At 67.8% G+C, this 23,498-nt stretch carries 17 protein-coding genes; 10 read left to right on the top strand and 7 right to left on the bottom strand.

Annotation, left to right across the window (positions count from 1 at the left end; translation table 11 throughout):
- Positions 1-55: 55 nt before the first annotated feature.
- The 7 genes from exaC to AACX88_RS11945 all read left to right on the top strand — a co-directional run bounded on the left by exaC (position 56) and on the right by AACX88_RS11945 (position 7,519).
- The gene (gene exaC / locus AACX88_RS11975; protein ID WP_063249184.1) at positions 56-1,579 is read left to right on the top strand and encodes an acetaldehyde dehydrogenase ExaC; all 1,524 of its coding nucleotides are present in this window, start codon (positions 56-58) and stop codon (positions 1,577-1,579) included.
- A 188-nt stretch (positions 1,580-1,767) separates the two neighbouring features.
- On the top strand, positions 1,768-2,787 hold the full coding sequence (gene adhP / locus AACX88_RS11970; protein WP_063249183.1) for an alcohol dehydrogenase AdhP: 1,020 nt from the start codon (positions 1,768-1,770) through the stop codon (positions 2,785-2,787).
- Between the two features lie 393 nt (positions 2,788-3,180).
- Positions 3,181-3,714 (top strand): 50S ribosomal protein L10, encoded by a 534-nt coding sequence (gene rplJ / locus AACX88_RS11965; protein WP_009379140.1) that lies wholly within the window; start codon positions 3,181-3,183, stop codon positions 3,712-3,714.
- Between the two features lie 57 nt (positions 3,715-3,771).
- Positions 3,772-4,158, top strand: a complete 387-nt coding sequence (rplL, locus tag AACX88_RS11960; protein WP_009379144.1) for a 50S ribosomal protein L7/L12 — start codon at positions 3,772-3,774, stop codon at positions 4,156-4,158.
- Between the two features lie 159 nt (positions 4,159-4,317).
- On the top strand, positions 4,318-5,565 hold the full coding sequence (locus tag AACX88_RS11955; protein WP_063249181.1) for a hypothetical protein: 1,248 nt from the start codon (positions 4,318-4,320) through the stop codon (positions 5,563-5,565).
- On the top strand, positions 5,562-6,377 hold the full coding sequence (locus tag AACX88_RS11950) for a hypothetical protein (protein ID WP_063249180.1): 816 nt from the start codon (positions 5,562-5,564) through the stop codon (positions 6,375-6,377). Before AACX88_RS11955 ends, AACX88_RS11950 begins: the two co-directional genes overlap by 4 nt.
- The gene (locus tag AACX88_RS11945) at positions 6,374-7,519 is read left to right on the top strand and encodes a hypothetical protein (protein WP_339393218.1); all 1,146 of its coding nucleotides are present in this window, start codon (positions 6,374-6,376) and stop codon (positions 7,517-7,519) included. Before AACX88_RS11950 ends, AACX88_RS11945 begins: the two co-directional genes overlap by 4 nt.
- 124 nt (positions 7,520-7,643) lie before the next feature.
- Here the strand turns inward: AACX88_RS11945 and AACX88_RS11940 are convergent, their stop codons facing one another.
- Complete coding sequence (locus AACX88_RS11940) at positions 7,644-8,543, bottom strand: MBL fold metallo-hydrolase (RefSeq protein WP_339393217.1); 900 nt, start codon at positions 8,541-8,543, stop codon at positions 7,644-7,646.
- Between the two features lie 128 nt (positions 8,544-8,671).
- Between AACX88_RS11940 and AACX88_RS11935 the strand changes: the two genes are divergently transcribed.
- Positions 8,672-9,757 (top strand): GNAT family N-acetyltransferase, encoded by a 1,086-nt coding sequence (locus AACX88_RS11935; RefSeq protein WP_339393216.1) that lies wholly within the window; start codon positions 8,672-8,674, stop codon positions 9,755-9,757.
- Between the two features lie 5 nt (positions 9,758-9,762).
- Here AACX88_RS11935 and AACX88_RS11930 read toward each other — a convergent pair whose 3' ends face one another.
- On the bottom strand, positions 9,763-10,140 hold the full coding sequence (locus AACX88_RS11930; RefSeq protein ID WP_339393215.1) for a hypothetical protein: 378 nt from the start codon (positions 10,138-10,140) through the stop codon (positions 9,763-9,765).
- Positions 10,137-10,658, bottom strand: coding sequence for a PadR family transcriptional regulator (locus tag AACX88_RS11925; protein ID WP_339393214.1), 522 nt, complete (start codon positions 10,656-10,658; stop codon positions 10,137-10,139). Before AACX88_RS11925 ends, AACX88_RS11930 begins: the two co-directional genes overlap by 4 nt.
- Positions 10,659-10,920: 262 nt before the next feature.
- On the opposite strand from AACX88_RS11925, the gene rpoB reads away from it, so the two are divergent.
- A complete protein-coding gene (gene rpoB, locus AACX88_RS11920) occupies positions 10,921-14,400 on the top strand; it encodes a DNA-directed RNA polymerase subunit beta (protein ID WP_009379160.1) in 3,480 nt (1,159 codons plus the stop codon).
- Positions 14,401-14,470: 70 nt separating this feature from the next.
- Positions 14,471-18,343, top strand: a complete 3,873-nt coding sequence (locus AACX88_RS11915; protein ID WP_339393212.1) for a DNA-directed RNA polymerase subunit beta' — start codon at positions 14,471-14,473, stop codon at positions 18,341-18,343.
- Positions 18,344-18,471: 128 nt separating this feature from the next.
- On the opposite strand, the gene AACX88_RS11910 is transcribed toward AACX88_RS11915, so the two are convergent.
- The 4 genes from AACX88_RS11910 to AACX88_RS11895 form a co-directional block, all read right to left on the bottom strand.
- Positions 18,472-19,497, bottom strand: a complete 1,026-nt coding sequence (locus tag AACX88_RS11910; RefSeq protein ID WP_009379164.1) for a 6-phosphofructokinase — start codon at positions 19,495-19,497, stop codon at positions 18,472-18,474.
- Positions 19,494-20,177, bottom strand: coding sequence for a DUF1707 SHOCT-like domain-containing protein (locus AACX88_RS11905; RefSeq protein ID WP_339393211.1), 684 nt, complete (start codon positions 20,175-20,177; stop codon positions 19,494-19,496). The genes AACX88_RS11910 and AACX88_RS11905 overlap by 4 nt, the downstream gene beginning before the upstream one ends.
- 177 nt (positions 20,178-20,354) lie before the next feature.
- The gene (gene katG / locus AACX88_RS11900; RefSeq protein ID WP_339393210.1) at positions 20,355-22,565 is read right to left on the bottom strand and encodes a catalase/peroxidase HPI; all 2,211 of its coding nucleotides are present in this window, start codon (positions 22,563-22,565) and stop codon (positions 20,355-20,357) included.
- A 79-nt stretch (positions 22,566-22,644) separates the two neighbouring features.
- Positions 22,645-23,139: a Fur family transcriptional regulator gene (locus AACX88_RS11895; protein ID WP_339393209.1), complete on the bottom strand. Its 495-nt coding sequence runs from the start codon at positions 23,137-23,139 to the stop codon at positions 22,645-22,647.
- Positions 23,140-23,498 lie beyond the last annotated feature (359 nt).

Raw genomic sequence — 23,498 nt, 5'->3', positions numbered from 1 at the left:
AGCGTGATCGTCAATCGGGGATCACTCCCGAGGACATCGCAGCAAAGGAGTTGCCATGACGGTATACGCACGGCCGGGCGAAGACGGCTCTCTCGTCACCTTCAAGCCCCGCTACGAGAACTACATCGGCGGGGAGTGGGTGCCGCCGACGAACGGAAACTACTTCGACAATCCCACGCCCGTGACCGGCCAGCCCTTCACCGAGGTGCCCGCCAGCACTGCCGAGGACATCGAACTCGCCCTCGACGCCGCCCACGCCGCGGCCCCCGCATGGGGGAAGACCTCGCCGACGGAGCGGGCGAACATCCTCCTCCAGGTCGCCGACCGCATGGCGGAGAACCTCGAGATGCTCGCGGTCGCCGAGACCTGGGACAACGGCAAGGCCGTCCGCGAGACCCTCAACGCCGACCTGCCGCTGGCCGTCGACCATTTCCGGTACTTCGCCGCGGCGATCCGCACCCAGGAGGGCGGGCTCTCCCAGCTCGACGAGCAGACCGTGGCGTATCACTTCCATGAGCCGCTCGGCGTCGTCGGACAGATCATCCCCTGGAACTTCCCGATCCTCATGGCCGTGTGGAAGCTCGCTCCGGCCCTCGCCGCCGGCAACGCGGTCGTTCTCAAGCCCGCCGAGCAGACCCCGGCCTCGATCCTCGTCCTCATGGAGCTCGTCGGCGATCTGCTGCCGCCCGGCGTCGTCAACGTCGTCAACGGCTTCGGGCTTGAGGCGGGCAAACCGTTGGCCTCGAACAAGCGCATCCGCAAGATCGCGTTCACCGGTGAGACCACGACGGGCCGGCTCATCATGCAGTACGCCTCGCAGAACATCATCCCGGTCACCCTCGAGCTCGGCGGCAAGAGCCCGAACATCTTCTTCGATGATGTCATGGCCAAGGACGACGCCTATTGGAACAAGGCGCAGGAGGGCTTCACAATGTTCGCCCTCAACCAGGGCGAAGTCTGCACGTGCCCGTCGAGGGCGCTCATCCAGGAGGGCATCGCCGCGGACTTCCTCGAATCCGTCGTCGCCCGCACTGAGAAGATCGTCCAGGGCAACCCGCTCGACACCGACACGATGATGGGTGCGCAGGCCTCGAACGATCAGCTCGAGAAGATCGTCTCCTACCTCGACATCGGCAAGCAGGAGGGCGCCGAGGTCCTCATCGGCGGCGAACGGGCCGAACTCGACGGGGACCTCTCCGGCGGCTACTACGTGCAGCCGACCATCTTCAAGGGCGACAACGGGATGCGCATCTTCCAGGAGGAGATCTTCGGCCCCGTCGTCTCGGTGACGACGTTCACCGACTACGACGACGCGATGCGCATCGCCAACGACACCCTCTACGGCCTCGGCGCCGGTGTGTGGAGCAGGGACGGCAACACCGCGTACCACGCCGGCCGTGACATCCAGGCCGGTCGCGTGTGGGTGAACAACTACCACGCGTATCCCGCGCACGCGGCGTTCGGCGGCTACAAGGCCTCGGGCATCGGACGCGAGAACCACAAGATGATGCTCGACCACTACCAGCAGACGAAGAACCTCCTCGTCAGCTACTCCGACGAGGCCCTCGGCTTCTTCTGAGCCGACCTCCCGCCGGTCCTGCGCGCCGGACCCCTGCGCGCAGGACCGTCACGGCCGACCGCCTCGGCGGTCCTCCGCATTCCCCTCCACCCAGTGCATCCGCCCCACCGCAGCCACCCCCACCTCGGCGGACGCCGCCCCTCCAAGCGAAACCCCGGAACCACCCCATCACAACGAAGGAGTCGATGATGTCGGCAATGAAAGCAGCAGTCGTAGAAGGATTCGGCGAGGACCTCGTCGTCGGGGACAACCCGATTCCGGAGCCGGGCCCGGGCCAGGCCCTGGTCAAGCTCATCGCCTCGGGCGTGTGCCACACCGACCTCCACGCCGCCCACGGCGACTGGCCCGTCAAGCCCAAGGTGCCCCTCATCCCCGGGCACGAAGGCGTGGGCATCGTCGAGAAGGTCGGCGAAGGGGTCACCGAGGTCGAGGTCGGCCAGATGGTCGGCAACGCCTGGCTGTGGGCGGCCTGCGGGGTCTGCGAGCACTGCCGGCAGGGCTGGGAGACCCTGTGCGAATCCCAGGTCAACGGCGGCTACGGCGTCGACGGCTCGTTCGGGGAGTACATGCTCGTCGATGAGAAGTTCGCCGCCGTCATCCCCGACGGCGCCGACCCCTATGAGATCGCCCCCGTCCTCTGCGCCGGAGTGACCGTCTACAAGGGCCTCAAGCGCACCGAGGTCAAGCCCGGACAGTGGGTCGTCATCTCCGGCATCGGCGGCCTCGGCCACATCGCCGTCCAGTACGCCGTGGCCATGGGCATGCGGGTCGTCGCCGTCGACGTCGCCGACGACAAGCTCGCCCTGGCGAAGAAGCACGGGGCGGAGATCACCGTCAACGCCTTCGCCGAGGACCCGGCCGAGGTCATCCAGGAGAAGATCGGCGGCAGCCACGGCGTGCTCGTCACCGCCGTCCACCCGGCAGCGTTCGGGCAGGCGATCGGCATGACCCGCCGAGGCGGCACGATCGTCTTCAACGGCCTGCCCCCGGGCGACTTCCCGGCCCCGATCTTCGACATCGTCCTCAAGGGCCTGACGATCCGCGGATCGATCGTCGGCACCCGCCAGGACATGGTCGAGGCCCTCGAGTTCTACGCAGCCGGCAAGATCCACCCGACCTACTCCAAGCGCCCCCTCGAGGACATCAACGCCGTCTTCGATGAGATGCTCCACGCGAAGATCGACGGTCGCGTCGTCATCGAGTTCTGACCCGCCGAGGCGGTGCCCGCTTCCGCCCACACCGACCGAGGACCGTGCCGTCGTCCGCTGCGAACGCCGGCACGGTCCTCCCATGTGTGCAGGGCGGGGAGCGCAGATGTGACCAGTGTCTCCGGGGTCGAACGGCTCCCGATTGGACTGAGCGCGGGGGGACTGGTTAAGCTGGAGACACCGAAGACCGTCGGTCTCTGTGGGAATGCATGAATCCGCCATCGGATCCCTGTGCCCGCAGACGAAGACTCCGCAAGGAGTGACCCTCGCAGGTGAGCCAGAGATCCTTCAGTGAGAACCTCGTTCTCATCCTCGAAGCGTTTCGCGCGTACCTGCGTGGAGCGCTTTTTTCGTTGTCGGGACGCAGACCGGCGCCTGTACGAAAGGAATACCATGGCGAGGCCAGACAAGGCAGCCGCAGTCGAGGAGCTCAAGCAGCAGTTTGAGAACTCCGACGCTGTATTGCTGACCGAGTACCGCGGTCTCACCGTCGCGCAGATGAAAGAGCTGCGCGTCTCTCTTGGTGAGAACGTCAGCTACGCCGTGGTAAAGAATACGCTGACCAAGATTGCAGCCAAGGAAGCCGGCGTGACCGGTCTCGATGAGCTCCTCAACGGGCCCACCGCGATCGCGTTCGTCAACGGCGAACCGCCTGAGGCTGCCAAGGCTCTGCGTAACTTTGCCAAGGCGAATTCTCAGCTCGTCGTCAAGGGTGGCTACTTCGACGGTGCCGCCCTCAGCGCTGAGAATGTCAACCAGCTCGCCGACCTCGAATCCCGCGAAGTGCTGCTTGCGAAGGCAGCCGGTGCCATGAAGGCAAGCCTCCACCAGGCGGCTTACCTCTTCACCGCTCCGCTGGTCAAGGCCGCGCGCACTGTCGATGCCCTCCGCGAGAAGCAGGACTCCGCTCCTGCCGAAGACGCCTGAGCATCACCCCATCAACCCGGTCACCGCAGGTGACCACCACAGGAAGGATTGGCCACCATGGCTAAGCTCACTGCAGACGAGCTCATCGAAGCTTTCAAGGAGCTCACCCTCATCGAGCTCTCCGACTTCGTCAAGAAGTTCGAAGAGGAATTCGACGTCGAGGCCGCTGCCCCGGCCGCTGTCGCCGTTGCTGCTCCGGCAGCCGGTGGCGGAGAAGCCGCCGCTGAAGAGAAGACCGAGTTCGACGTCATCCTCGAATCGGCCGGCGACAAGAAGGTCCCCGTCATCAAGGAAGTCCGTGGACTCACCTCGCTCGGACTGAAGGAAGCCAAGGACCTCGTCGACGGTGCCCCCAAGGCCGTCCTCGAAGGCGCTTCGAAGGAAGACGCCGAGAAGGCCAAGGAGACCCTCGAGGCTGCCGGCGCGACCGTCACCCTCAAGTGATCACCTTCGCGGCAGCCTGACTGACCGCAGAGGCACGAGCCCCGCAGCCGATCCGGCTGCGGGGCTCGCGTCGTCCCAGCGCCCTGTCCGGGCGGCAGGTGGCAGATCCGCACCATGGCTGTGACAACAGGTGTGAGCGCCCACCGTAGAGTTGGAACCATGACGACGACCGACCGCCTGCTCGGACAGCTGCGGGACCGCATCAGAGGGGCCTGGGACACCGGCCCGCTCTGGGTCGACCCCACGCTCGCCCCCGGTCTCACCGACAGGCAGCGGAGCGCGGTCGAGACGGCGACCGAGAACGCTGCCCGATCCGGACTCCCCGTGTTCGTCGCCGTGACTCCGGAGATCTGGATCGGCCACCACGACCAGTGGGACGCGTTCACCGCCGACCTCGCCTTCGAGATGTTCGACCGGACGGGAGAGGACCAGGCTCTCGTCCTCTTCACCGAGGCCGAGACCTCCGCCCGCAGCCGGTCCTACCTCGTCGATGGGAACGGTCCGAGCGTGCCGCCGAACTCCCAGGTCCTGCAGCGCTCGTCCAGCGACGACTTCCTCCCCATCGAGCTCGCCGTCGACTACCACCTCCGCGTCCTCGTCGCCGCCGCGACAGGGGAACCGGCACCGCCGCTGCCCGACTTCGACCCGGTCGACGTCGGCGAGTCACGGGGGGACTACATCGAGGCGACCGGCCTCGACCTCGGCAACCCCGACGGCATCGTCTTCGGCGTCTCCACCCTCGCCGCCCTCGGGCTCACCGCGTGGGTGCTCACCCGGAAGACGCGGTACCGGTGGAAGTCGGAGCTGACGACCGAACCGGAGCTCGTCCGCCGTCACCGCCTCGTCCCCGAGGTCACGCGGGCGCTCGAGCCCTTCCCGGAGCCCACCTCCGCCGACGAGGAGGGCTGGGCGATCCGCGACCGCGGGCTGCGCGTGCAGCGGGCCATCGACGCGGTCACCGATGCCCACCCCGACTGGGCGTCCTCTCCCGACCACTCCCACCGCCAGGCGATCTGGGCCCTCGTGCGCACCGACAGGGCGCTGCGGGCGATGAACGGCCTCGGCCGCCGAGCGGCATCGGCCGAGACCGCCGCGCCCGAGTTCTGCTACTTCTTCCCCGCGCATACGAAGCCCGTCGAGAGCATCGCGTGGAAGCAGTCGGGGACCGTGCTCACCATCGATGCCTGTCAGACGTGCATCGCCGACCTCGACGCCGGACACGACCCCGTCTGCCTCATGGTGCCGAAGGACCCGACCGTCCTCACCTCCCGACCCGTGCCCTACTTCCGGCGCGACGACGCCTACGCGCTCTCCGGGTTCGGCAGCTTCACCCCGCTCGAGGACGCCATCCTCGACGACGGCGTGCCCGGTGCCGAACGCCCAGTCCGGACGGGGAGGCGGTCATGACACGCTCCGGTGCCTCCCGCACTGCCCACCTCATCCGCATCGCGATCGCCGCCGTCGTCTTCGCCGCGGTCACCGCTGGGGCGATCGTCTGGAGCGTCTCCCTCTTCGACGACGCGAAGGACGAGCGCATCGAGCGGGCGAACAGCGACGACATCCGCGTCGACTCGATCTACTCCGACCGCATCGAGTCCCGCTTCGACGCCGACTACGACCGGACCCGCTACCGCACGATCGCCGAGAACCTCGCCTCCGACCCGATCTACGTCGACGCGTACCAGGCGTGGGCGGTCACCGACCCCGAACTCGACACCCTGCGCGACGAACTCGACGGGTCCGAGGTCCCCGTCTACGTCGCGTTCATGACGCTGTCCGATCTCGACGACGCCGACGGTGAGGCGAAGCTCGTCGCCGCCCGCATCGCCCGGGAGCTGCCGGAGGAGAAGGCGACTGTGCTCGTCGTCGGCAGCACCAGTGAGGACGTCGCGGACAAGGGCATCGAACGAAGGATCGTCGACTACCCCCTGCCGGCCGCGGATTCCACCCCGCCCGGCAGGGCGCTGGACTGGGTGCGGGTGCTCAAGCAGACCGAGGTCGACGAACCCTACGCCGAGCTCGAGTACGTCGACGAGCGCAGCGATGAGCAGCGACCCGAGGAGCTCGCCTACCCTGCGGTGTCCGCGATCACCTCTGTCGGCTTCGGCCTCGTCCTCGGCGTGCCCGCCGCGATTCTCCTCGTGTGGGTCGTGCGCAGGGTCCGCAGTCGGAAGGGTGCGCCCGTGCGGTCGGGACCGACCGGAGGGAGGCGCCGATGACCGCGACCGGAGAGCAGATCGCCGAGGCGCTGGGGGCCGATCCGTTCTGGATCGACCCGGCCGTCGCCGACCGGCTCAACCCCGCCCTGATGGAGAAGGCGACGACGGCGGTCGAGGGTCTCGACTTCCCCGTCTACGTCATCGCCGTCGACGCCCCGAGCGTTGATCGCGAGCTGCTCCAGCAGGTCAAGGTCGCCCACGGCGGCGAGGGGGCCTTCGTCATGATCAACGGCACCGACGGTCTCATCGCCGACCAGACGTTTGCGGACACGGACCAGAAGATCGAGGTCATGGACCAGTACACGAACGCCATGGGGGAGTGGAACGTCTCGACCCCGTCGACGACGAAGCTCAACATCCTCCTCGGCTACTACGCCGATCCGCAGGAGCGCACCGAGGCGCGGGCGGGCACGGGGCAGGAGGTGCCCGGCAGCGAAGTCGTCGTAGACAGCGGTTCGGGATCACTCGCCCCGCTCCTCCTCGGCGGCTCCATCCTCGTCCTCGCCCTCGTCATCGCCGGTGTCTGGCTGTTGCGCCGTCGCCGGCAGGGCGCGGCCTACCGACTGCCCTCGCGGCTCCTCGACCGCGTCGACACCCTCCAGCGCGACTCGCTGCGGGATTCGATCAGCGACGACACGACGGCATTGGCCGAGTCGATCGACCGCCTCCACACCGCGGACCTGCCCGCCGCCGATGCCGACCGCGTCGAGCGGGCCCTCGACGCCTACCAGATCGCCCGCCGCATCGTCGACGACACGAGCTCGTCGCGGATCGACCTCGCCGGGGCCATGGTCCTCATCCGCCAGGCGGGCAGGGAGATCGCCGAGGCGCAGCGCGGTGGCCGGAGGAGGCGCGGTCGCACGGGCAACCTTCCGGAGAGCCTGTGCACGGTCAACCCGCTCCACGGTGAGGCGCAGTCGACCTCCCGCGTCGACGCCGACGGGAAGAGCATCCGCGTGCCCGTGTGCCGGATGTGCGCAGAGGACCTCGCCGCCGGGCGCGAACTGCAGTGGATCTTCGACGGCGACAGGCCCTACGTCGAGGCCCGGAGCATCTGGGCGCGCACACTCTTCGGCGCGATCGGCGGCGACCTCGTCACCGCGCTCCACCGCGAACGACCAGAGTTCGACCGCGAGGCCTGACCAGACCGGTTCCATCTGCTGAGAGTCACCGGCGTCCAGCGGCCGTGTCCAGGACGCTGAGTGTCGATTCTGGGCCGGCAGATCGACACTGAGCTTCCAAAAGTCGAGGCTCCGAGTGGCCGGCTCACTCCATCGGCAACGTCAGCTCCCGCGGGATCGTGCGGTCGCGGTCACCGGGCATGGCACGGGAGGGCAGGGTCACCTCGGCGTCGGGCCCGTGCTCATGCTCCTGCGCGCCCTCCCACACGTCCTCGCTGTCGGCACCGAAGCCCCCGGTCGACAGGTCGGTGTCCGGTCTCTGCCCGGGCACGGACGCGAGCCGGAAGCCGTCGATGTCCTCGAGCTGTCGTTCGAGGAACGCCCGATCGACGGGGACCCCGTGCCCGGGGACGAAGACCTCGGCCCCGGGGAGAGCGAGCAGCGCATGGAGGCTCTCGACCCAGTGGCTCAGGGATGCGTCGGCACCGGCCTGCGGGGCGGAGCCCTCCTCGACGAGGTCCCCGGTGAAGACGATCCCGGCCTCGGGGAGGCTGACGATGACATCGGCCGTGGAATGTCCGCCGAGCACCGAGAGTTCGACGGGGAAGTCGCCGAGGTCGACCACCGTGGGCTCCGCACCCGCCTCGGCGATGGGGGTGACCTCGACGAGGAGGTCGCCGGGATCCTCCGGCAGGCTCGCGGCGAAGTCCGCGGTGTCGGGATTGGTCCGCAGGGCGTCGAGGGAGATCCACGTGCTCGCGGCCTGATCGGCGGCGAAGGCGGGGGAGACGAAGACCCGGTCGATGCCGGCGGCGACGAGGGCGGCGGCTCCGAGGTGGTGGTCCCAGTGGTCATGGGTGATGACGAGATCGATGGGGGTGACGATCTCATTGGCAGCGCGGCTGAGCTCCTGTGCGCGCTCGACGAGGCGGGCGGCCGTGTCCGGCCCGGGACTCGAGTCGACGATGAGGGTGCGGTCGGTGCCGGTGATGATCCCGGAGTTGACGGCGGCCGGGTCGAACGTGAGCACGGTGATGGTCGTCATGGCCCCAGTGTACGGGCGGGCACCGGCCCGAATCCTGTCTCGACGGCCGCGCCGTCGTCTGCGGCTAGACTCGCTCTCGGAGCGCTCCGCACCGCGGCGGGCGCAGGCACGTGAGAACAAGGAGATCGATGGAGATCACGCACATCCCGGCAGGCTCGCTCACCGAGTCCGAGATCGAGGACACCGTCGCCGAGGTGGTCGCCTTCGACCGCGTCGTCAACTCAGCCTCGGGTCTCGGCCCCGACTTCGATCCCCGCCCCGGCGAGGTGCGCCGGACCCTGCGGCGGACGAACGACTACCTCACGCACGCGCTGTGGCTCGGCCGCCTCGGCGGGGACATCGTCGCCAAGGGCATCGCCTACCTCAGCCTCAAGGACAACGAGGATGCCGCCGAGATCCACGTCGCAGTCCACCCCGAGCACCGCCGGCAGGGACTCGGCACCGAGCTGCTCGCGGCGATGGAGGAGCAGCTGGCCGGCGACGGACGGACGAGGTTGACGAGCTTCGGTGAGTCCCCGGCCGCGGTCGTCGACGCCGATCCGCGGATCGCGCGAGTCGCCGCGGCCTCGGGGACGGGGGCGCTGCCCTCGACCCTGCCGGAGGTCGCCTTCGCCCGAGCCCACGGGTACTCTCTGCGGCAGCTCGAACGGTGCTCGGTCGTGCGGATCCGCGAGGCCGGGGGAGGGCTGAGTGCGGAGGACGAGGGCGACGACGGCTACACGATCCTCACGTGGGCCGGACCCACCCCCGAGGAGCACCTCGAGGCGCTCGCCCTCCTCCACCGGAGGATGTCGACGGACACTCCCGGGGCCGCCGACCTCGAGGAGGAGGAGTTCTGGGACGCCGACCGGGTGCGTGCGAACGACGCCGACCGGGAGGCATCCGGCAAACGGATGATGACGGCGCTGGCGATGAAGGGCGACGAGGTCGCCGGCTACACCCAGGCCGCCCACTTCGCCGACCGCCCCGAGGTCGGCGACCAGGGTGGGACTCTCGTCATCCGCGAGCATCGCGGGCACCGCCTCGGCGCGAGGCTCAAGAGGGCCAACCACGCGGCGCTGCTGCAGGAGTCGGCGGTCGAGCGGGTCTACACGTGGAATGCGGCGGAGAACACGTGGATGCTCGCGATCAACGACCTCGCCGGATTCGAGACGTTCGCGTGGACGAGCTTGTGGAAGAAGGTGCTGCCCACGGGCGCCACGGCGGGGGAGTGAGGCCGTCACCAGCCGAGCGCGATGACAAGGACGGCCACCGTGAGCACCGCCCCGGTCGGCACCATCGTCGCGCGTTCGGTCCGGCTGCCGGAGACTGCGTTGGCCACCGTGCTCAGGGCGAGCACGCCGACGAGCACCCATGTCGCGACGATGACGACGGTGGAGTCCCGGCCGGGCAGCACCCCCGTGCGGCTGAGCAGCAGGACGGCGAAGACCGCGTAGGCGGCGAGGGTTGCGAGACTCGAGAGCCGCAGCCGGGTCGGCAGCACGCGTTCTCGCCCGCCCCAGAGCAGACTGCCGACGGGCAGCCCCGCTGCCCCGAGGATCTGGAGGACTGCGAGGGCGGCGAGCAGCGCCAGGGCGATGATCAGGACGAGGTTCACGACTGCTCCAGGTCGTCGAGCCACTGCACTGCCAGGGCGTGGGAGCGCAGCCCGTAGTCGAGGGTGGCCCTCTCGAAACGATGGTTCTCCCACGCCGCATCCGGCACCTCGGCGGCATCGAGGTCAGCGGCGAGGGCTGTCAGCGCAGCCGCATCGGCGTCGAGCCGCGAGCGGATCTCCGCGCGGCATGCCGCGCGCTCGGTCTCCGGCAGCCGGCCGAGCAGGTAGACCTTCGCGAGCATGGTCTGCTCCGGATTCGACCCGGTGGGTGGTTCGCCCATCCATTCCCGCCAGCGTGTCCGCCCTGCGGCCGTGAGCGAATAGAGCCGGCGCCCGCGCGCCGAATCGGGAACGTCGTCGACCGTGACCCAACCGCTGTCGCGAGCACGGTCGAGGGCCCGCTGGATGCTGCCGAAGCTCGCGGCGTAGAACAGCGAGATCCCGCGGGAGAACCTTCGGTGAAGGTCGTAGAGGGTGCGCGGTCCGTCGTGGAGGAGTCCGAGAAGGAGGAACACCATGACCTGAATATACCCTTGAGGGATATCGATGTCACGGGTGGGAGACGGAGTTCGGAGACGGACCTTGCGGGACTTGACCGAATGCTATAAGCTTGATATTTGCGTTGCTGTGCCTGTGGCGTGCCTTCATATAGCGGGGGGCAGGTCAGTTCCACTCCAGTGAACCACGTCGTCGCCCGGTGTCGAAACCGACACACGGATCGGCAGCCGGTCGGGGTGGGGTGGCAACGCGTCAATTGGTGAAGCACTCGGAAGGATCCCATTGGCCGCCGCCAACGATAACACCAGGACCGCTAATCCCCCCAAGAGAATCTCGTTCGCGAAGATCCGCGAACCGCTCGAGGTTCCCGACCTGCTCGGACTCCAGACCGACAGCTTCGACTGGCTCATCGGATCGGAAGCGTGGCAGGACCGCGTCGCCGAGGCCATCGAAATCGGAGACGACTCCGTCGCGACCACCTCCGGTCTCGAGGACATCTTCGAAGAGATCTCGCCGATCGAGGACTTCGGCGGATCGATGTCGCTGTCGTTCCGTGAGCACAGGTTCGAAGCTCCCAAGTACTCGATCGACGAGTGCAAGGAACGCGACATGACCTACTCGGCGCCGCTCTACGTCACCGCCGAGTTCATGAACAACAACACCGGCGAGATCAAGTCCCAGACCGTCTTCATGGGCGACTTCCCGCTCATGACCGACAAGGGCACGTTCATCGTCAACGGCACCGAGCGCGTCGTCGTCTCGCAGCTGGTCCGTTCGCCGGGCGCCTACTTCGAGTCGAGCGTCGACAAGACCACGGACAAGGACATCTTCTCCGCGAAGATCATTCCCTCCCGCGGTGCATGGCTCGAGTTCGAGGTCGACAAGCGCGACCAGGTCGGCGTCCGCCTCGACCGCAAGCGCAAGCAGTCGGTCACCGTGCTGCTCAAGGCCCTCGGCTGGACCGAGTCGAAGATCCTCGAGGAGTTCGGCGAGTTCGAGTCGATCCGCGAGACCCTGGCGAAGGACACCGTCTCCACGCAGGAGGAGGCGCTGCTCGACATCTACAAGAAGCTGCGTCCCGCCGAGCCCGCGACCGCCGAGGCTGCGCGCAACCTGCTCAACAACCTCTACTTCAACCCCAAGCGCTACGACCTGGCCAAGGTCGGCCGCTACAAGGTCAACCGGAAGCTCGGCGTCGATGCCCCGCTGTCGGACTCGGTGCTCTCGGTCGACGACATCGCCGCGACCATCCGCTACCTCGTCTCCCTCCACGCCGGAGTCGAGACGACGAAGGGTGAGCGCGACGGCGAGGAGATCGAGGTGCGCGTCAAGCTCGACGACATCGATCACTTCGGCAACCGCCGCATCCGCGCCGTCGGCGAGCTCATCGAGAACCAGGTCCGCACGGGCCTCTCCCGCATGGAGCGCGTCGTGCGCGAGCGCATGACCACCCAGGACGTCGAGGCGATCACGCCGCAGACGCTCATCAACATCCGTCCCGTCGTCGCCGCGATCAAGGAGTTCTTCGGAACCTCGCAGCTGTCGCAGTTCATGGATCAGAACAACCCGCTCGCGGGTCTGACCCACAAGCGCCGCCTCTCGGCGCTGGGACCCGGCGGCCTCTCGCGCGACCGCGCGGCGATGGAGGTCCGAGACGTCCACCCGTCGCACTACGGCCGCATGTGCCCGATCGAGACCCCCGAGGGTCCGAACATCGGTCTCATCGGTTCGCTCGCGTCCTACGCCCGGATCAACCCGTTCGGCTTCATCGAGACCCCGTACCGCAAGGTCGTCGACGGCGTCGTCACGGACGAGACCGAGTACCTCACCGCGGATGACGAGCTCGACTACAACATCGCGCAGGCGAACGCCCCGCTGACCGACGATCAGCGCTTCGCCGAGGAAGAGGTCCTCGCCCGCCCGAAGGGCGGCGGCGGCGAAGCCGAGCTGGTGCTCCGCGACCAGATCGACTTCATGGACGTCTCCGCACGTCAGATGGTGTCCGTCGCCTCGGCGCTCATCCCGTTCCTCGAGCACGACGACGCGAACCGCGCCCTCATGGGTGCGAACATGCAGCGTCAGGCTGTGCCGCTGGTCATGTCCGAGGCCCCCGTCGTGGGCACCGGCATGGAGTACCGTGCGGCCGTCGACGCCGGCGACGTCATCGTCGCGGAGAAGGCGGGCGTCGTCACCGAGGTCTCGGCTGACTTCGTCACCGTCCTCGCCGACGACGGCACGATGCAGACCTACCGGGCAGCGAAGTTCAAGCGCTCGAACCACGGCACGTCCTACAACCAGCGCATCATCGTCGACGAGGGCGACCGCGTCGAGGCCGGTGCTGTGCTCGCCGACGGACCGTCGACGGAGAACGGCGAGATGGCTCTCGGCAAGAACCTCCTCGTCGCGTTCATGTCGTGGGAGGGCTACAACTTCGAGGACGCGATCATCCTCTCGCAGCGCCTCGTCCAGGACGACGTCCTCTCCTCGATCCACATCGAGGAGCACGAGGTCGACGCCCGCGACACGAAGCTCGGTGCCGAGGAGATCACCCGGGACATCCCGAACATCTCGCCCGACGCCCTGGCCGACCTCGACGATCGCGGCATCATCCGCATCGGCGCCGAGGTCACCGACGGCGACATCCTCGTCGGCAAGGTCACCCCGAAGGGTGAGACCGAGCTGACCCCGGAGGAGCGTCTGCTCCGGGCGATCTTCGGTGAGAAGTCCCGTGAGGTCCGCGACACCTCGCTGCGCGTGCCCCACGGCGAGATCGGCACCGTCATCGGCGTGCGCGTCTTCGACCGTGAGGACGACGACGAGCTCTCGCCGGGCGTCAACCAGATGGTCCGCGTCTACGTCGCCCAGCGACGCAAGATCACGATCGGTGACAAGATGGCCGGCCGTCACGGCAACAAGGGCGTCATCTCGACGATCCTGCCGGTCGAGGACATGCCGTTCCTCGCCGACGGCACCCCCGTCGACGTCATCCTCAACCCGCACGGTGTGCCCCGTCGTATGAACATCGGCCAGGTCTTCGAGATCCACCTCGGTTGGATCTCGAAGCAGGGCTGGAAGATCGAGGGCAACCCCGAGTGGGCCGAGGAGCTTCCGCAGCTCGCCCGCGAAGCCGAGGCCGGCACCAACCTGGCCACCCCGGTCTTCGACGGTGCCCACGAGCAGGAGCTGCGCGGACTGCTCGACGCCACGACCCCGAACCGCGACGGAGACCGACTCATCGACTCCTCGGGCAAGGCCCAGCTGTTCGACGGTCGCTCTGGTGAGCCGTTCCCGTACCCGATCTCGGTCGGCTACATGTACATGCTCAAGCTCCACCACCTCGTCGACGACAAGATCCACGCGCGGTCGACCGGCCCGTACTCGATGATCACCCAGCAGCCGCTCGGTGGTAAGGCGCAGTTCGGCGGTCAGCGCTTCGGTGAGATGGAAGTCTGGGCCCTCGAGGCCTACGGCGCTGCGTACACGCTCCAGGAGCTGCTGACGATCAAGTCCGATGACATCCCGGGCCGCGTCAAGGTCTACGAAGCCATCGTCAAGGGTGAGAACCTGCCCGACCCGGGAATCCCCGAGTCGTTCAAGGTCCTCATCAAGGAGATGCAGTCCCTGTGCCTCAACGTCGAAGTCCTGTCTTCCGACGGTGGCCAGGTCGAGATGCGCGACTCGGAGGACGAGGTCTACCGCGCAGCCGAAGAGCTCGGCATCGACCTGTCCTACCGCGAAGCCCAGACCGTCGAAGAAGTCTGAGCACTTCCACTCCAACCGACACAAGAATTTCTGATGGACCACGAGTCCATCGCCAGGAAAGAGGATTTACGTGCCTGACGTCAATTTCTTTGATGAGCTGAGGATCGGTCTCGCCACCGCGGATGACATCCGCGGCTGGTCCCACGGCGAGGTGAAGAAGCCTGAGACCATCAACTACCGCACCCTCAAGCCGGAGAAGGACGGACTCTTCTGCGAGAAGATCTTCGGTCCCACCCGTGACTGGGAGTGCGCCTGCGGAAAGTACAAGCGCGTCCGCTTCAAGGGCATCATCTGCGAACGCTGCGGCGTCGAGGTGACCCGTGCCAAGGTGCGCCGTGAGCGCATGGGCCACATCGAGCTCGCCGCTCCCGTGACCCACATCTGGTACTTCAAGGGCGTCCCCTCGCGCTTGGGCTACCTGCTCGACCTCGCGCCGAAGGACCTCGAAAAGGTCATCTACTTCGCCGCGTACATGATCACCTCTGTCGACGAGGAGTCCCGTCACCGGGATCTGCCGAGCCTGCAGAACAAGATCGACGTCGAGAAGCAGCAGATCGGCGACCGCCGCGACGCTGACATCGACCGTCGCGCCAAGAAGCTCGAAGAGGATCTCGCAGCGCTCGAGGCCGAGGGCGGCTCCGCCCAGGCGAAGAAGAAGCTGCGCGATGTCGCCGACAAGGAGATGGACAAGCTGCGCAAGAACGCCGATCGCGAGATCGACCGTCTTGAGCAGGTGTGGGACAGGTTCAAGAACCTCAAGGTCAACGACCTCGAGGGCGATGAGAGCCTCTACCGCGAGATGTTCGCCCGCTTCGGCCTCTACTTCACCGGTGCCATGGGCGCCGAGGCGATCCAGAAGCGCCTCCTCGACTTCGACCTCGAGGCCGAAGCCGAGAAGCTGCGCGAGCTGATCAACACCGGCAAGGGACAGCGCAAGACCCGCGCGCTCAAGCGCCTCAAGGTCGTCAACGCGTTCCTCACCACGGACAACAACCCCGAGGGCATGGTCCTCGACGTCGTCCCGGTGATCCCGCCCGAGCTGCGCCCGATGGTCCAGCTCGACGGCGGTCGCTTCGCGACCTCGGATCTCAATGACCTCTACCGTCGTGTGATCAACCGCAACAACCGCCTCAAGCGGCTCCTCGACCTCGGTGCCCCCGAGATCATCGTCAACAACGAGAAGCGGATGCTCCAGGAGGCCGTCGACTCGCTGTTCGACAACGGCCGTCGCGGACGTCCTGTGACCGGACCGGGCAACCGCCCGCTCAAGTCGCTCTCCGACATGCTCAAGGGCAAGCAGGGCCGGTTCCGTCAGAACCTGCTCGGCAAGCGCGTCGACTACTCGGGCCGTTCGGTCATCGTCGTCGGTCCGCAGCTCAGCCTCCACCAGGCCGGTCTGCCCAAGACCATGGCCCTGGAGCTGTTCAAGCCGTTCGTGATGAAGCGCCTGGTCGATCTCAACCATGCGCAGAACATCAAGTCGGCCAAGCGGATGGTCGAGCGTCAGCACCCGCAGGTGTGGGACGTCCTCGAAGAGGTCATCACCGAGCACCCGGTGCTGCTCAACCGTGCACCGACGCTGCACCGCCTCGGCATCCAGGCGTTCGAACCGCAGCTCATCGAGGGTAAGGCCATCCAGCTCCACCCCCTCGTGTGCTCGGCCTTCAACGCCGACTTCGACGGTGACCAGATGGCTGTCCACCTGCCGCTGAGCCCCGAGGCGCAGGCTGAGGCCCGCATCCTCATGCTCTCGGCGAACAACATCCTCAAGCCCTCCGACGGCAAGCCCGTGACCATGCCCTCGCAGGACATGATCATCGGCCTCTACCACCTCACCTCGGAGCGCAAGGGACTCGCCGGCGAGGGCCGGTCGTTCTCCAGCCTCGGCGAGGCCATCATGGCCTTCGACCACGGCGAGCTCGACCTCGGTTCGGCTGTGACGATCCGCCTCGAGAACGTCGTTCCGGGTGCGGACCTCGAGGTTCCCGAGGGCTGGGAGCCGGGCATGCCGCTCGACGTCACCACGACGCTGGGCCGTGCCCTGTTCAACGAGTACCTGCCCGCCGACTACACGTTCGTCAACTCGACGATCGACAAGAAGGCGCTGAGCCGGATCGTCAACCACCTCGCCGAGGAGTACCCGAAGGTCGAGGTCGCGCACACGCTCGACAACTTCAAGTCCGGCGGCTTCCACTGGGCGACTCGTTCGGGCATCACCGTGGCGATGTCGGACATCGTCTCGCCCGAGGCGAAGACGGAGATCCTCGACAACGCCGAGGCGCTCGACACGAAGGTCCAGCAGCAGTACGAACTCGGTGCGCTCACCGACGACGAGCGCCGCAACGAGCTCGTCAAGCTGTGGACCGAGACCACCGAGAAGGTCGACCAGGTGATGCGGACGAACTTCCCGGAGGAGAACTCCGTGCTCCGCCTTGTCGACTCGGGTGCGTCCGGCAACTGGATGCAGGTCCGTCAGCTCGCCGGTATGCGCGGTCTGGTGACGAACCCGAAGGGTGAGATCATCCCGCGTCCGATCACGTCGAACTACCGTGAGGGACTCTCGGTGCTCGAGTACTTCATCGCCTCCCACGGCGCCCGCAAGGGCCTCGCGGACACGGCGCTGCGTACCGCCGACTCCGGTTACCTCACGCGTCGACTCGTCGACGTCTCGCAGGACGTCATCATCCGCACCGCGGAGACCGATTCGACCAAGGGCATCACCCTGCCCGTGGCCGAGCGCGACCACGACGGCAACCTCGTTCCGCACGAGTTCGTCGAGACCAGCGTCTACGGCCGTCTCACGGTCTCCGACGTCACCGACGCCGACGGCAATGTCATCGTCCCGGCGAAGACGGACGTCACCGCTGAGGTCGTCGACACCCTCGTGGCCGCCGGCATCGAAGAGCTCAAGGTCTACTCCGTGCTCACCGCGGATTCGGACACGCAGATCTCGGCGATGCACTACGGTCGTTCGATGGCCACCGGCAAGCTCGTCGACATCGGCGAGGCGATCGGCACGGTCGCTGCCCAGTCGATCGGCGAGCCCGGCACGCAGCTGACGATGCGCACCTTCCACACCGGTGGTGTGGCGGCGTCCTCGGGTGACATCACCCAGGGTCTGCCCCGTGTCACCGAGCTCTTCGAGGCCCGCACCCCGAAGGGCTTCGCCCCCATCGCCGAGGCGACCGGTCGGGCGAAGATCGACGACAGCCGCAAGACCCGCTTCGTCGTCATCACCCCCGATGACGGCGGCGAGGAGATCGAGCACGCAGTCTCCAAGCGCGCCCGCCTCCTCGTCGAGGACGGCCAGCACGTCAAGGCGGGCGAGCAGCTCGTCGTCGGTGCTGTCGATCCGAAGCAGGTGCTGCGCATCCGCGGTCGCCGTGAGGCCGAGCGCTTCCTCGTCGAGCAGGTGCAGAAGGTGTACCGCTCGCAGGGCGTGGGGATTCACGACAAGCACATCGAGGTCATCGTGCGGCAGATGCTGCGTCGCGTGACCGTCATCGAGTCGGGCGACACCAACCTGCTGCCCGGCGAGCTCGTCGACCGCGGCCGCTACCAGGCGGAGAACCGTCGCGTCGTCGCCGAAGGCGGACAGCCGGCTTCGGCCCGTGACGAGCTCATGGGCATCACGAAGGCCTCGCTGGCCACCGAGTCGTGGCTCTCGGCTGCGTCCTTCCAGGAGACCACGCGCGTCCTCACCGAGGCCGCGATGGAAGGCAAGTCGGACACGCTCATGGGGCTCAAGGAGAACGTCATCCTCGGTAAGCTCATCCCGGCCGGCACCGGCCTCCAGACGCACCGCAACATCGTTGTGGAGCCGACGGAGGAGGCGAAGGCCGAGATGTTCACCAACAGCTACGGTGACTTCTACGCGGGCATCGGCGCCGACTCCGGCTCCGCGATCCCGCTCGAGGACTACGACTACGGCGCCTTCAGCTGAGTCTGAGTTCCAGACCGCCTGAGGTCTGAACGGCAGAGGGGCACCCACCGACACGGTGGGTGCCCCTCGTGCATTCAGCGCTTGGGCCGCCGCTCGCGCGGTTGCGACGCCTTCCGCGCGGATCGCGGCTACCCGAAGAGAACCTGCGCCTCTTCCCAGCGGTCGAGCGGCACCGTCTTGAGGCTGTCGACGGCCGAGGCCATCTCGACGGCGACGATGTCGGTGCCCTTGAGGCTCGCCATCTTCCCCCACTGCTCGTCGTGGGCGAGGTCGGCTGCGGCCATGCCGAGCCGGGTCGAGAGCACCCGGTCATACGCGGTGGGGGAGCCGCCGCGCTGCAGGTGTCCGAGGATCGTCGCGCGGGTCTCGATGCCCGTGGTCTCCTCGATGAGGGGTGCGAGGTAGTTCGCGATGCCGCCGAGCCGGGCCCGGCCCCTGCTGTCGAGACCGCGGTCGGCGATCTGCTCGTCGAGGCCCTCGGGCACGAAGCCTTCGGCGACGACGACGATCGGGGCGCGACCGCGGTCCCTCGCCGAGGTTACCCACTGCCCGATCTGGTCCATCGAGACGGGGAACTCGGGCATGAGGATCGCGTGCGCGCCGCCGGCCATACCCGAGTGCAGCGCGATCCAGCCGACGTTGCGGCCCATCACCTCGATGACCATGCACCGGTGGTGCGACTCAGCGGTCGTGCGCAGCCGGTCGATCGCCTCGGTGGCAATCGACTGGGCGGTGTCGAAGCCGAACGTGTAGTCGGTGTTGTCGAGGTCGTTGTCGATCGTCTTCGGCACCCCGACGATGTTGAGCCCCTCCTCCTCGACGAGTCGCGAGGCACCCGAAAGCGTCCCCTCGCCGCCGATCGCGACGATCGCATCGATGTCGTGGGCGGCCATCACCTCGCGCATCCGTGCCGGACCGCCGTCCTCGTAGGGGTGAGTGCGGGAGGTGCCGAGGATCGTGCCGCCGCGTCCGGACAGGCCGCGGACATCGAGCATCGACATCTCGAACACGTCGTCCTCGAGGAGTCCCCGCCAGCCGTCCCTGATCCCGACGAACGAGGAGCCGTGGGAGCGGATGCCCTTGCGGACGATGCCGCGGATGACGGCGTTGAGTCCGGGGCTGTCGCCGCCGGAGGTGAGGATCCCGATTCTCATGTCAGCTGTCCCTGGTCCTTTCCTCGGTAGCCCTTCGCCAGGTGGATGTCGTGGCCGGCCATGAGCGACATGCCCTTGAGCACGAGCGTTCCGTTCGATCCGTCGCCCCTGGCCGACTGGCGGATCTCGTTGCCGGCCATGATGTTGACCGTCTCGTCCTTGATCCGCACTCCCGGCGGGACGTAGATGTCGTTGCCGCCCCACATCGCAAAGGAGTGGAGTTCGACGGTGACGCCGGGGCCCATGACCTCGCAGAGGTCGATGTTGTCCCCGCCCATGAGCGCGTACGTCGTCACCTCGGCGGTGCCGGCGGGCACGTCGATCTCGCGCCCGGACATGATCGCCACGGAGTTCACCGGCGCCGAGGTGCCGGGTGCTGCCAGCGGCGACAGCGGTGCGGGTCGGTTGCCGGGGACGATCTGCGACCCGGGGGTCGTCCCGCCCGTCTGCGCCTCGAGCAATCGGTGGAGGTCGTGGCCCTCGGGAAGGTCGACGATGAGCGGCATGAGCTCGTCGAGGTACTTCGCCGCAATCGCCTCGTCCTGCCGCTCCGCGGTCTCCTCGGGGTCGAGGCGACCGTTCGAGACGGCGTCGGTGATGACGGCGAGCACGGCGTCGCGGTCCTTGTCAGAGGCGCGGATCCGCGGGCGGGAGGGGAGCTCTGGCTGTTCGTCGGACATGGTCACCAGTGTAGCGGGGACCACACCCGCCGACCGGGGACAGCACACGGGCGGTGCCCCAGAACAGCACACGGGCGGTGCCCCAGGATGGGACACCGCCCGTGCGATGCGGAACTGTGCCCTCGCCGAGGCGGGGGACACGGGATCCGTGCCACCGCCTCGGCGAGGGGGTGCGGCTCAGCGCTTGAGGTCGTAGCGGTCGGCTTCGACGACCTTCGTCCAGGCGCGCACGAAGTCGGCGACGAACTTGTCCTTCGCGTCATCGGAGGCGTAGACCTCGGCGATGGCGCGCAGCTCGGAGTTCGCACCGAAGAGGAGGTCGACGCGGCTGCCCGACCACAGCTTCTCACCGCTGGGGGAGTAGTTCTCGTAGAGGTTGGTCGTCGCCGAATCGCCGACGGCCTTCCACGTGTTGCCGAGCTCGAGGAGGTTGACGAAGAAGTCGTTCGTCAGCTCGCCCTTGCGGTCGGTGAACACGCCGAGCTCGGAGTCCTCGTAGTTCGCCCCGAGGACGCGCAGACCGCCGATGAGGACGGTGAGCTCGGAGGGGGTGAGTCCAAGCAGGCTCGCCTGGTCGAGCAGGAGGTACTCCGCTGCCAGGGGCAGGCCCGGGGTGAGGTAGTTCCGGAAGCCGTCGTGGGTGGGCTCGAGGTAGGAGAACGATTCGATGTCGGTCTGCTCCTGCGAGGCGTCGCCGCGACCGGTGGAGACCGGGACGGTGATGTCGTGGCCGGCGGCAGCGGCAGCGGTCTCAACACCCACGGCGCCGGCGATGGCGACGACGTCGGCGAAGGAGGCGCCGGTCTGGTCGGCGATGCCCTCGAGGACGCCGATCACCTCGGCGAGCTTCGCGGGCTCGTTCGCGGACCAGTCGCGCTGCGGTTCGAGGCGCAGGCGCCCGCCGTTGACGCCGCCGCGCATGTCGGAGACGCGGTGCGAGGAGGCGGCTGCCCACGTCGTCGAGACGAGCTGGGAGACGCTCAGGCCCGAGTTGCGGACCGCGGCCTTGACGAGCTCGAGCTCACCGTCGCCCAGCGGAGTTCCGGCCGGAACCGGGTCCTGCCAGATGAGCTCCTCGGTGGGAACCTCGGGTCCGAGGTACCGGGTGGCCGGGCCCATGTCACGGTGCGTGAGCTTGAACCAGGCCCGGGCGAACGCGTCCTCGAAGGCCGCCTGGTCGTCCTTGAAGCGGCGCGAGATCTTCTCGTAGGCCGGATCGAAGCGCAGGGAGAGGTCGGTCGTGAGCATGCGGGGCTCCCGCCGTCCTTCGCCCTGGGCCATCGGGACCATGTCGTCGCCGCCGCCGTCGATGGGACGCCACTGGATGTGGCCGCCCTCGTTCTCGAACTTCTCCCACTCGTAGGCGAAGAGGATGTGGAAGAACTCGTTGTCCCAGCGGGTCGGGTGGTAGGTCCAGGTGACCTCGATGCCGCTGCCGATCGAGTCGTTGCCGTGCCCGGTGCCGAAGTCGGACTTCCAGCCCAGGCCCTGCTCCTCGAGCGCTGCGCCCTCGGGGTCGGCGCCCTTGTGGCTCTCGGGGCCGGCGCCGTGGGTCTTTCCGAAGGTGTGACCGCCGGCGATGAGGGCCACGGTCTCCTCGTCGTTCATCGCCATCCGGCCGAAGGTGTCGCGGATGTCCGCGGCGGCCTTGAGCGGATCGGGCTCGCCCTCAGGACCCTCGGGGTTGACGTAGATGAGACCCATCGTCGTCGCCGCCAGCGGCTTCTGCAGCTCGCGGTTGCCCGCGTAGCGCTTGTCGGTGCCCAGCCATTCGGTCTCCGAGCCCCAGTAGACGTCGTTGTCCGGCTCCCAGACGTCCTTGCGTCCGCCGGCGAAGCCGAAGGTCTTGAAGCCCATCTGCTCGAGGGCGACGTTGCCGGCGAGGATGAAGAGATCGGCCCAGGAGATCTTCTTGCCGTACTTCTTCTTCAGCGGCCACAGCAGACGGCGGGCCTTGTCGAGGCCGACGTTGTCGGGCCACGAGTTGAGCGGGGCGAAGCGCTGCTGACCCTCGCCACCGCCGCCGCGACCGTCCTGGACGCGGTAGGTGCCTGCCGAGTGCCAGGCCATGCGGATCATGAACGGACCGTAGTTGCCGAAGTCCGCCGGCCACCAGTCCTCGCTCGTGCGCTGGAGTTCGGCGAGATCGGCCTTGAGCGCGAAGTAGTCGAGGCTGTTGAACTCTGCCGCGTAGTCGAAGTCCTCGTCCATGGGGTCGCGGGCCGGCTGGTTCTTCGCGAGGATCTTGAGGTTGAGGCGGTTGGGCCACCAGTGGGAGTTGGCGTCGCCCTGCATCGGGGAGGTCAGGGACCCGGGCTCGGTGGTCGGGGTGGCCGCCGCGTCGCCGTGGACGACCGGGCAGCCGCCCGTGGTTGAGGTTTCGGACATGGGGTTCCTTTCGGTTCGAGCCGCGAGGCGACTCAGCTGTTGTCGTCGGCAGCGGGCGCCCGCAGGCGTCTGCGCCGGCTCACACGTCAGGGGACAACGGCTCCGGTGATCCCTCGCCCTGGTCGCTCGGGCCCGAACCGCCGCTGCGGCAGTCGGGGCAGAGCCCCCAGAACGTCACCTCTGCCTGGTCGACGGCGAATCCGTGATCGTGCGACGGACTCAGACACGGCGCATGGCCGACCGTGCAGTCGACATCGACGATGAGACCGCACGACCGGCAGACGAGGTGATGGTGGTTGTCGCCGATGCGCCGCTCGTACCTGGCCACGGACCCGGACGGCTGGATGCTCCGGACGAGGCCGACCTCGGTGAGGGTGTGCAGCGAATCGTAGACAGCCTGATGGGAGACGTCCGGCAGGCTCTCCCTGACGGACCGGATGACGGTCTCGGTGTCGGCGTGGGGGTGGGTGTCCACCGCCGCCAGCACCGCGACCCTCTGCTTCGTCACGCGCAGGGAGCTGCTCCGCAGGGTCGCGGAATAGTCCTCGGCGTGCACGCGTTGTTCCTCCGACACACCTTCACCCTGCACCGTTTTCTTGAACGAGTCAAGGAAGCGGGGCCTGCTTCGTGCGACGTCGCCGAGGCGGCGGCGGGGTCTGAGGGCCGTGTGACCCCGGTCTCGCGTCTGCGGGCTCGGTCGACCGCCGTCCCGGCAGGGCGCCGGTGGTTTTGACCGGAGGCTCGCGCACGCGATATTCTGGGATGCGACTGATTGTGTTATCTGCGTCGTCGGACGATCATGCCAGGTGTTCTGTGAGGCCTGGGACCAGTGTGAGTGCGACCGGCGCAGGCCGCCGAAACCGCGGATCTCTGTGCGCGCGTGTCCTTGCGACACTCCCGACCGCAGGGTGCGTGGCATCGCGCGGATACTGG

It is taken from the genome of Brevibacterium metallidurans, assembly GCF_037101285.1.
GTDB classification, from domain to species: domain Bacteria; phylum Actinomycetota; class Actinomycetes; order Actinomycetales; family Brevibacteriaceae; genus Brevibacterium; species Brevibacterium metallidurans.
Note: the sequence above shows the minus strand (reverse complement) of the source record. Positions and strands in the feature narration are given on the sequence as shown.

Coding starts and splice junctions, on each gene's coding strand:
- exaC (WP_063249184.1), top strand. CDS start 56: ATGACGGTATACGCACGGCCGGGCGAAGACGGCTCTCTCGTCACCTTC.
- adhP (WP_063249183.1), top strand. CDS start 1,768: ATGTCGGCAATGAAAGCAGCAGTCGTAGAAGGATTCGGCGAGGACCTC.
- rplJ (WP_009379140.1), top strand. CDS start 3,181: ATGGCGAGGCCAGACAAGGCAGCCGCAGTCGAGGAGCTCAAGCAGCAG.
- rplL (WP_009379144.1), top strand. CDS start 3,772: ATGGCTAAGCTCACTGCAGACGAGCTCATCGAAGCTTTCAAGGAGCTC.
- AACX88_RS11955 (WP_063249181.1), top strand. CDS start 4,318: ATGACGACGACCGACCGCCTGCTCGGACAGCTGCGGGACCGCATCAGA.
- AACX88_RS11950 (WP_063249180.1), top strand. CDS start 5,562: ATGACACGCTCCGGTGCCTCCCGCACTGCCCACCTCATCCGCATCGCG.
- AACX88_RS11945 (WP_339393218.1), top strand. CDS start 6,374: ATGACCGCGACCGGAGAGCAGATCGCCGAGGCGCTGGGGGCCGATCCG.
- AACX88_RS11940 (WP_339393217.1), bottom strand. CDS start 8,543: ATGACGACCATCACCGTGCTCACGTTCGACCCGGCCGCCGTCAACTCC.
- AACX88_RS11935 (WP_339393216.1), top strand. CDS start 8,672: ATGGAGATCACGCACATCCCGGCAGGCTCGCTCACCGAGTCCGAGATC.
- AACX88_RS11925 (WP_339393214.1), bottom strand. CDS start 10,658: ATGGTGTTCCTCCTTCTCGGACTCCTCCACGACGGACCGCGCACCCTC.
- AACX88_RS11910 (WP_009379164.1), bottom strand. CDS start 19,497: ATGAGAATCGGGATCCTCACCTCCGGCGGCGACAGCCCCGGACTCAAC.
- AACX88_RS11905 (WP_339393211.1), bottom strand. CDS start 20,177: ATGTCCGACGAACAGCCAGAGCTCCCCTCCCGCCCGCGGATCCGCGCC.
- katG (WP_339393210.1), bottom strand. CDS start 22,565: ATGTCCGAAACCTCAACCACGGGCGGCTGCCCGGTCGTCCACGGCGAC.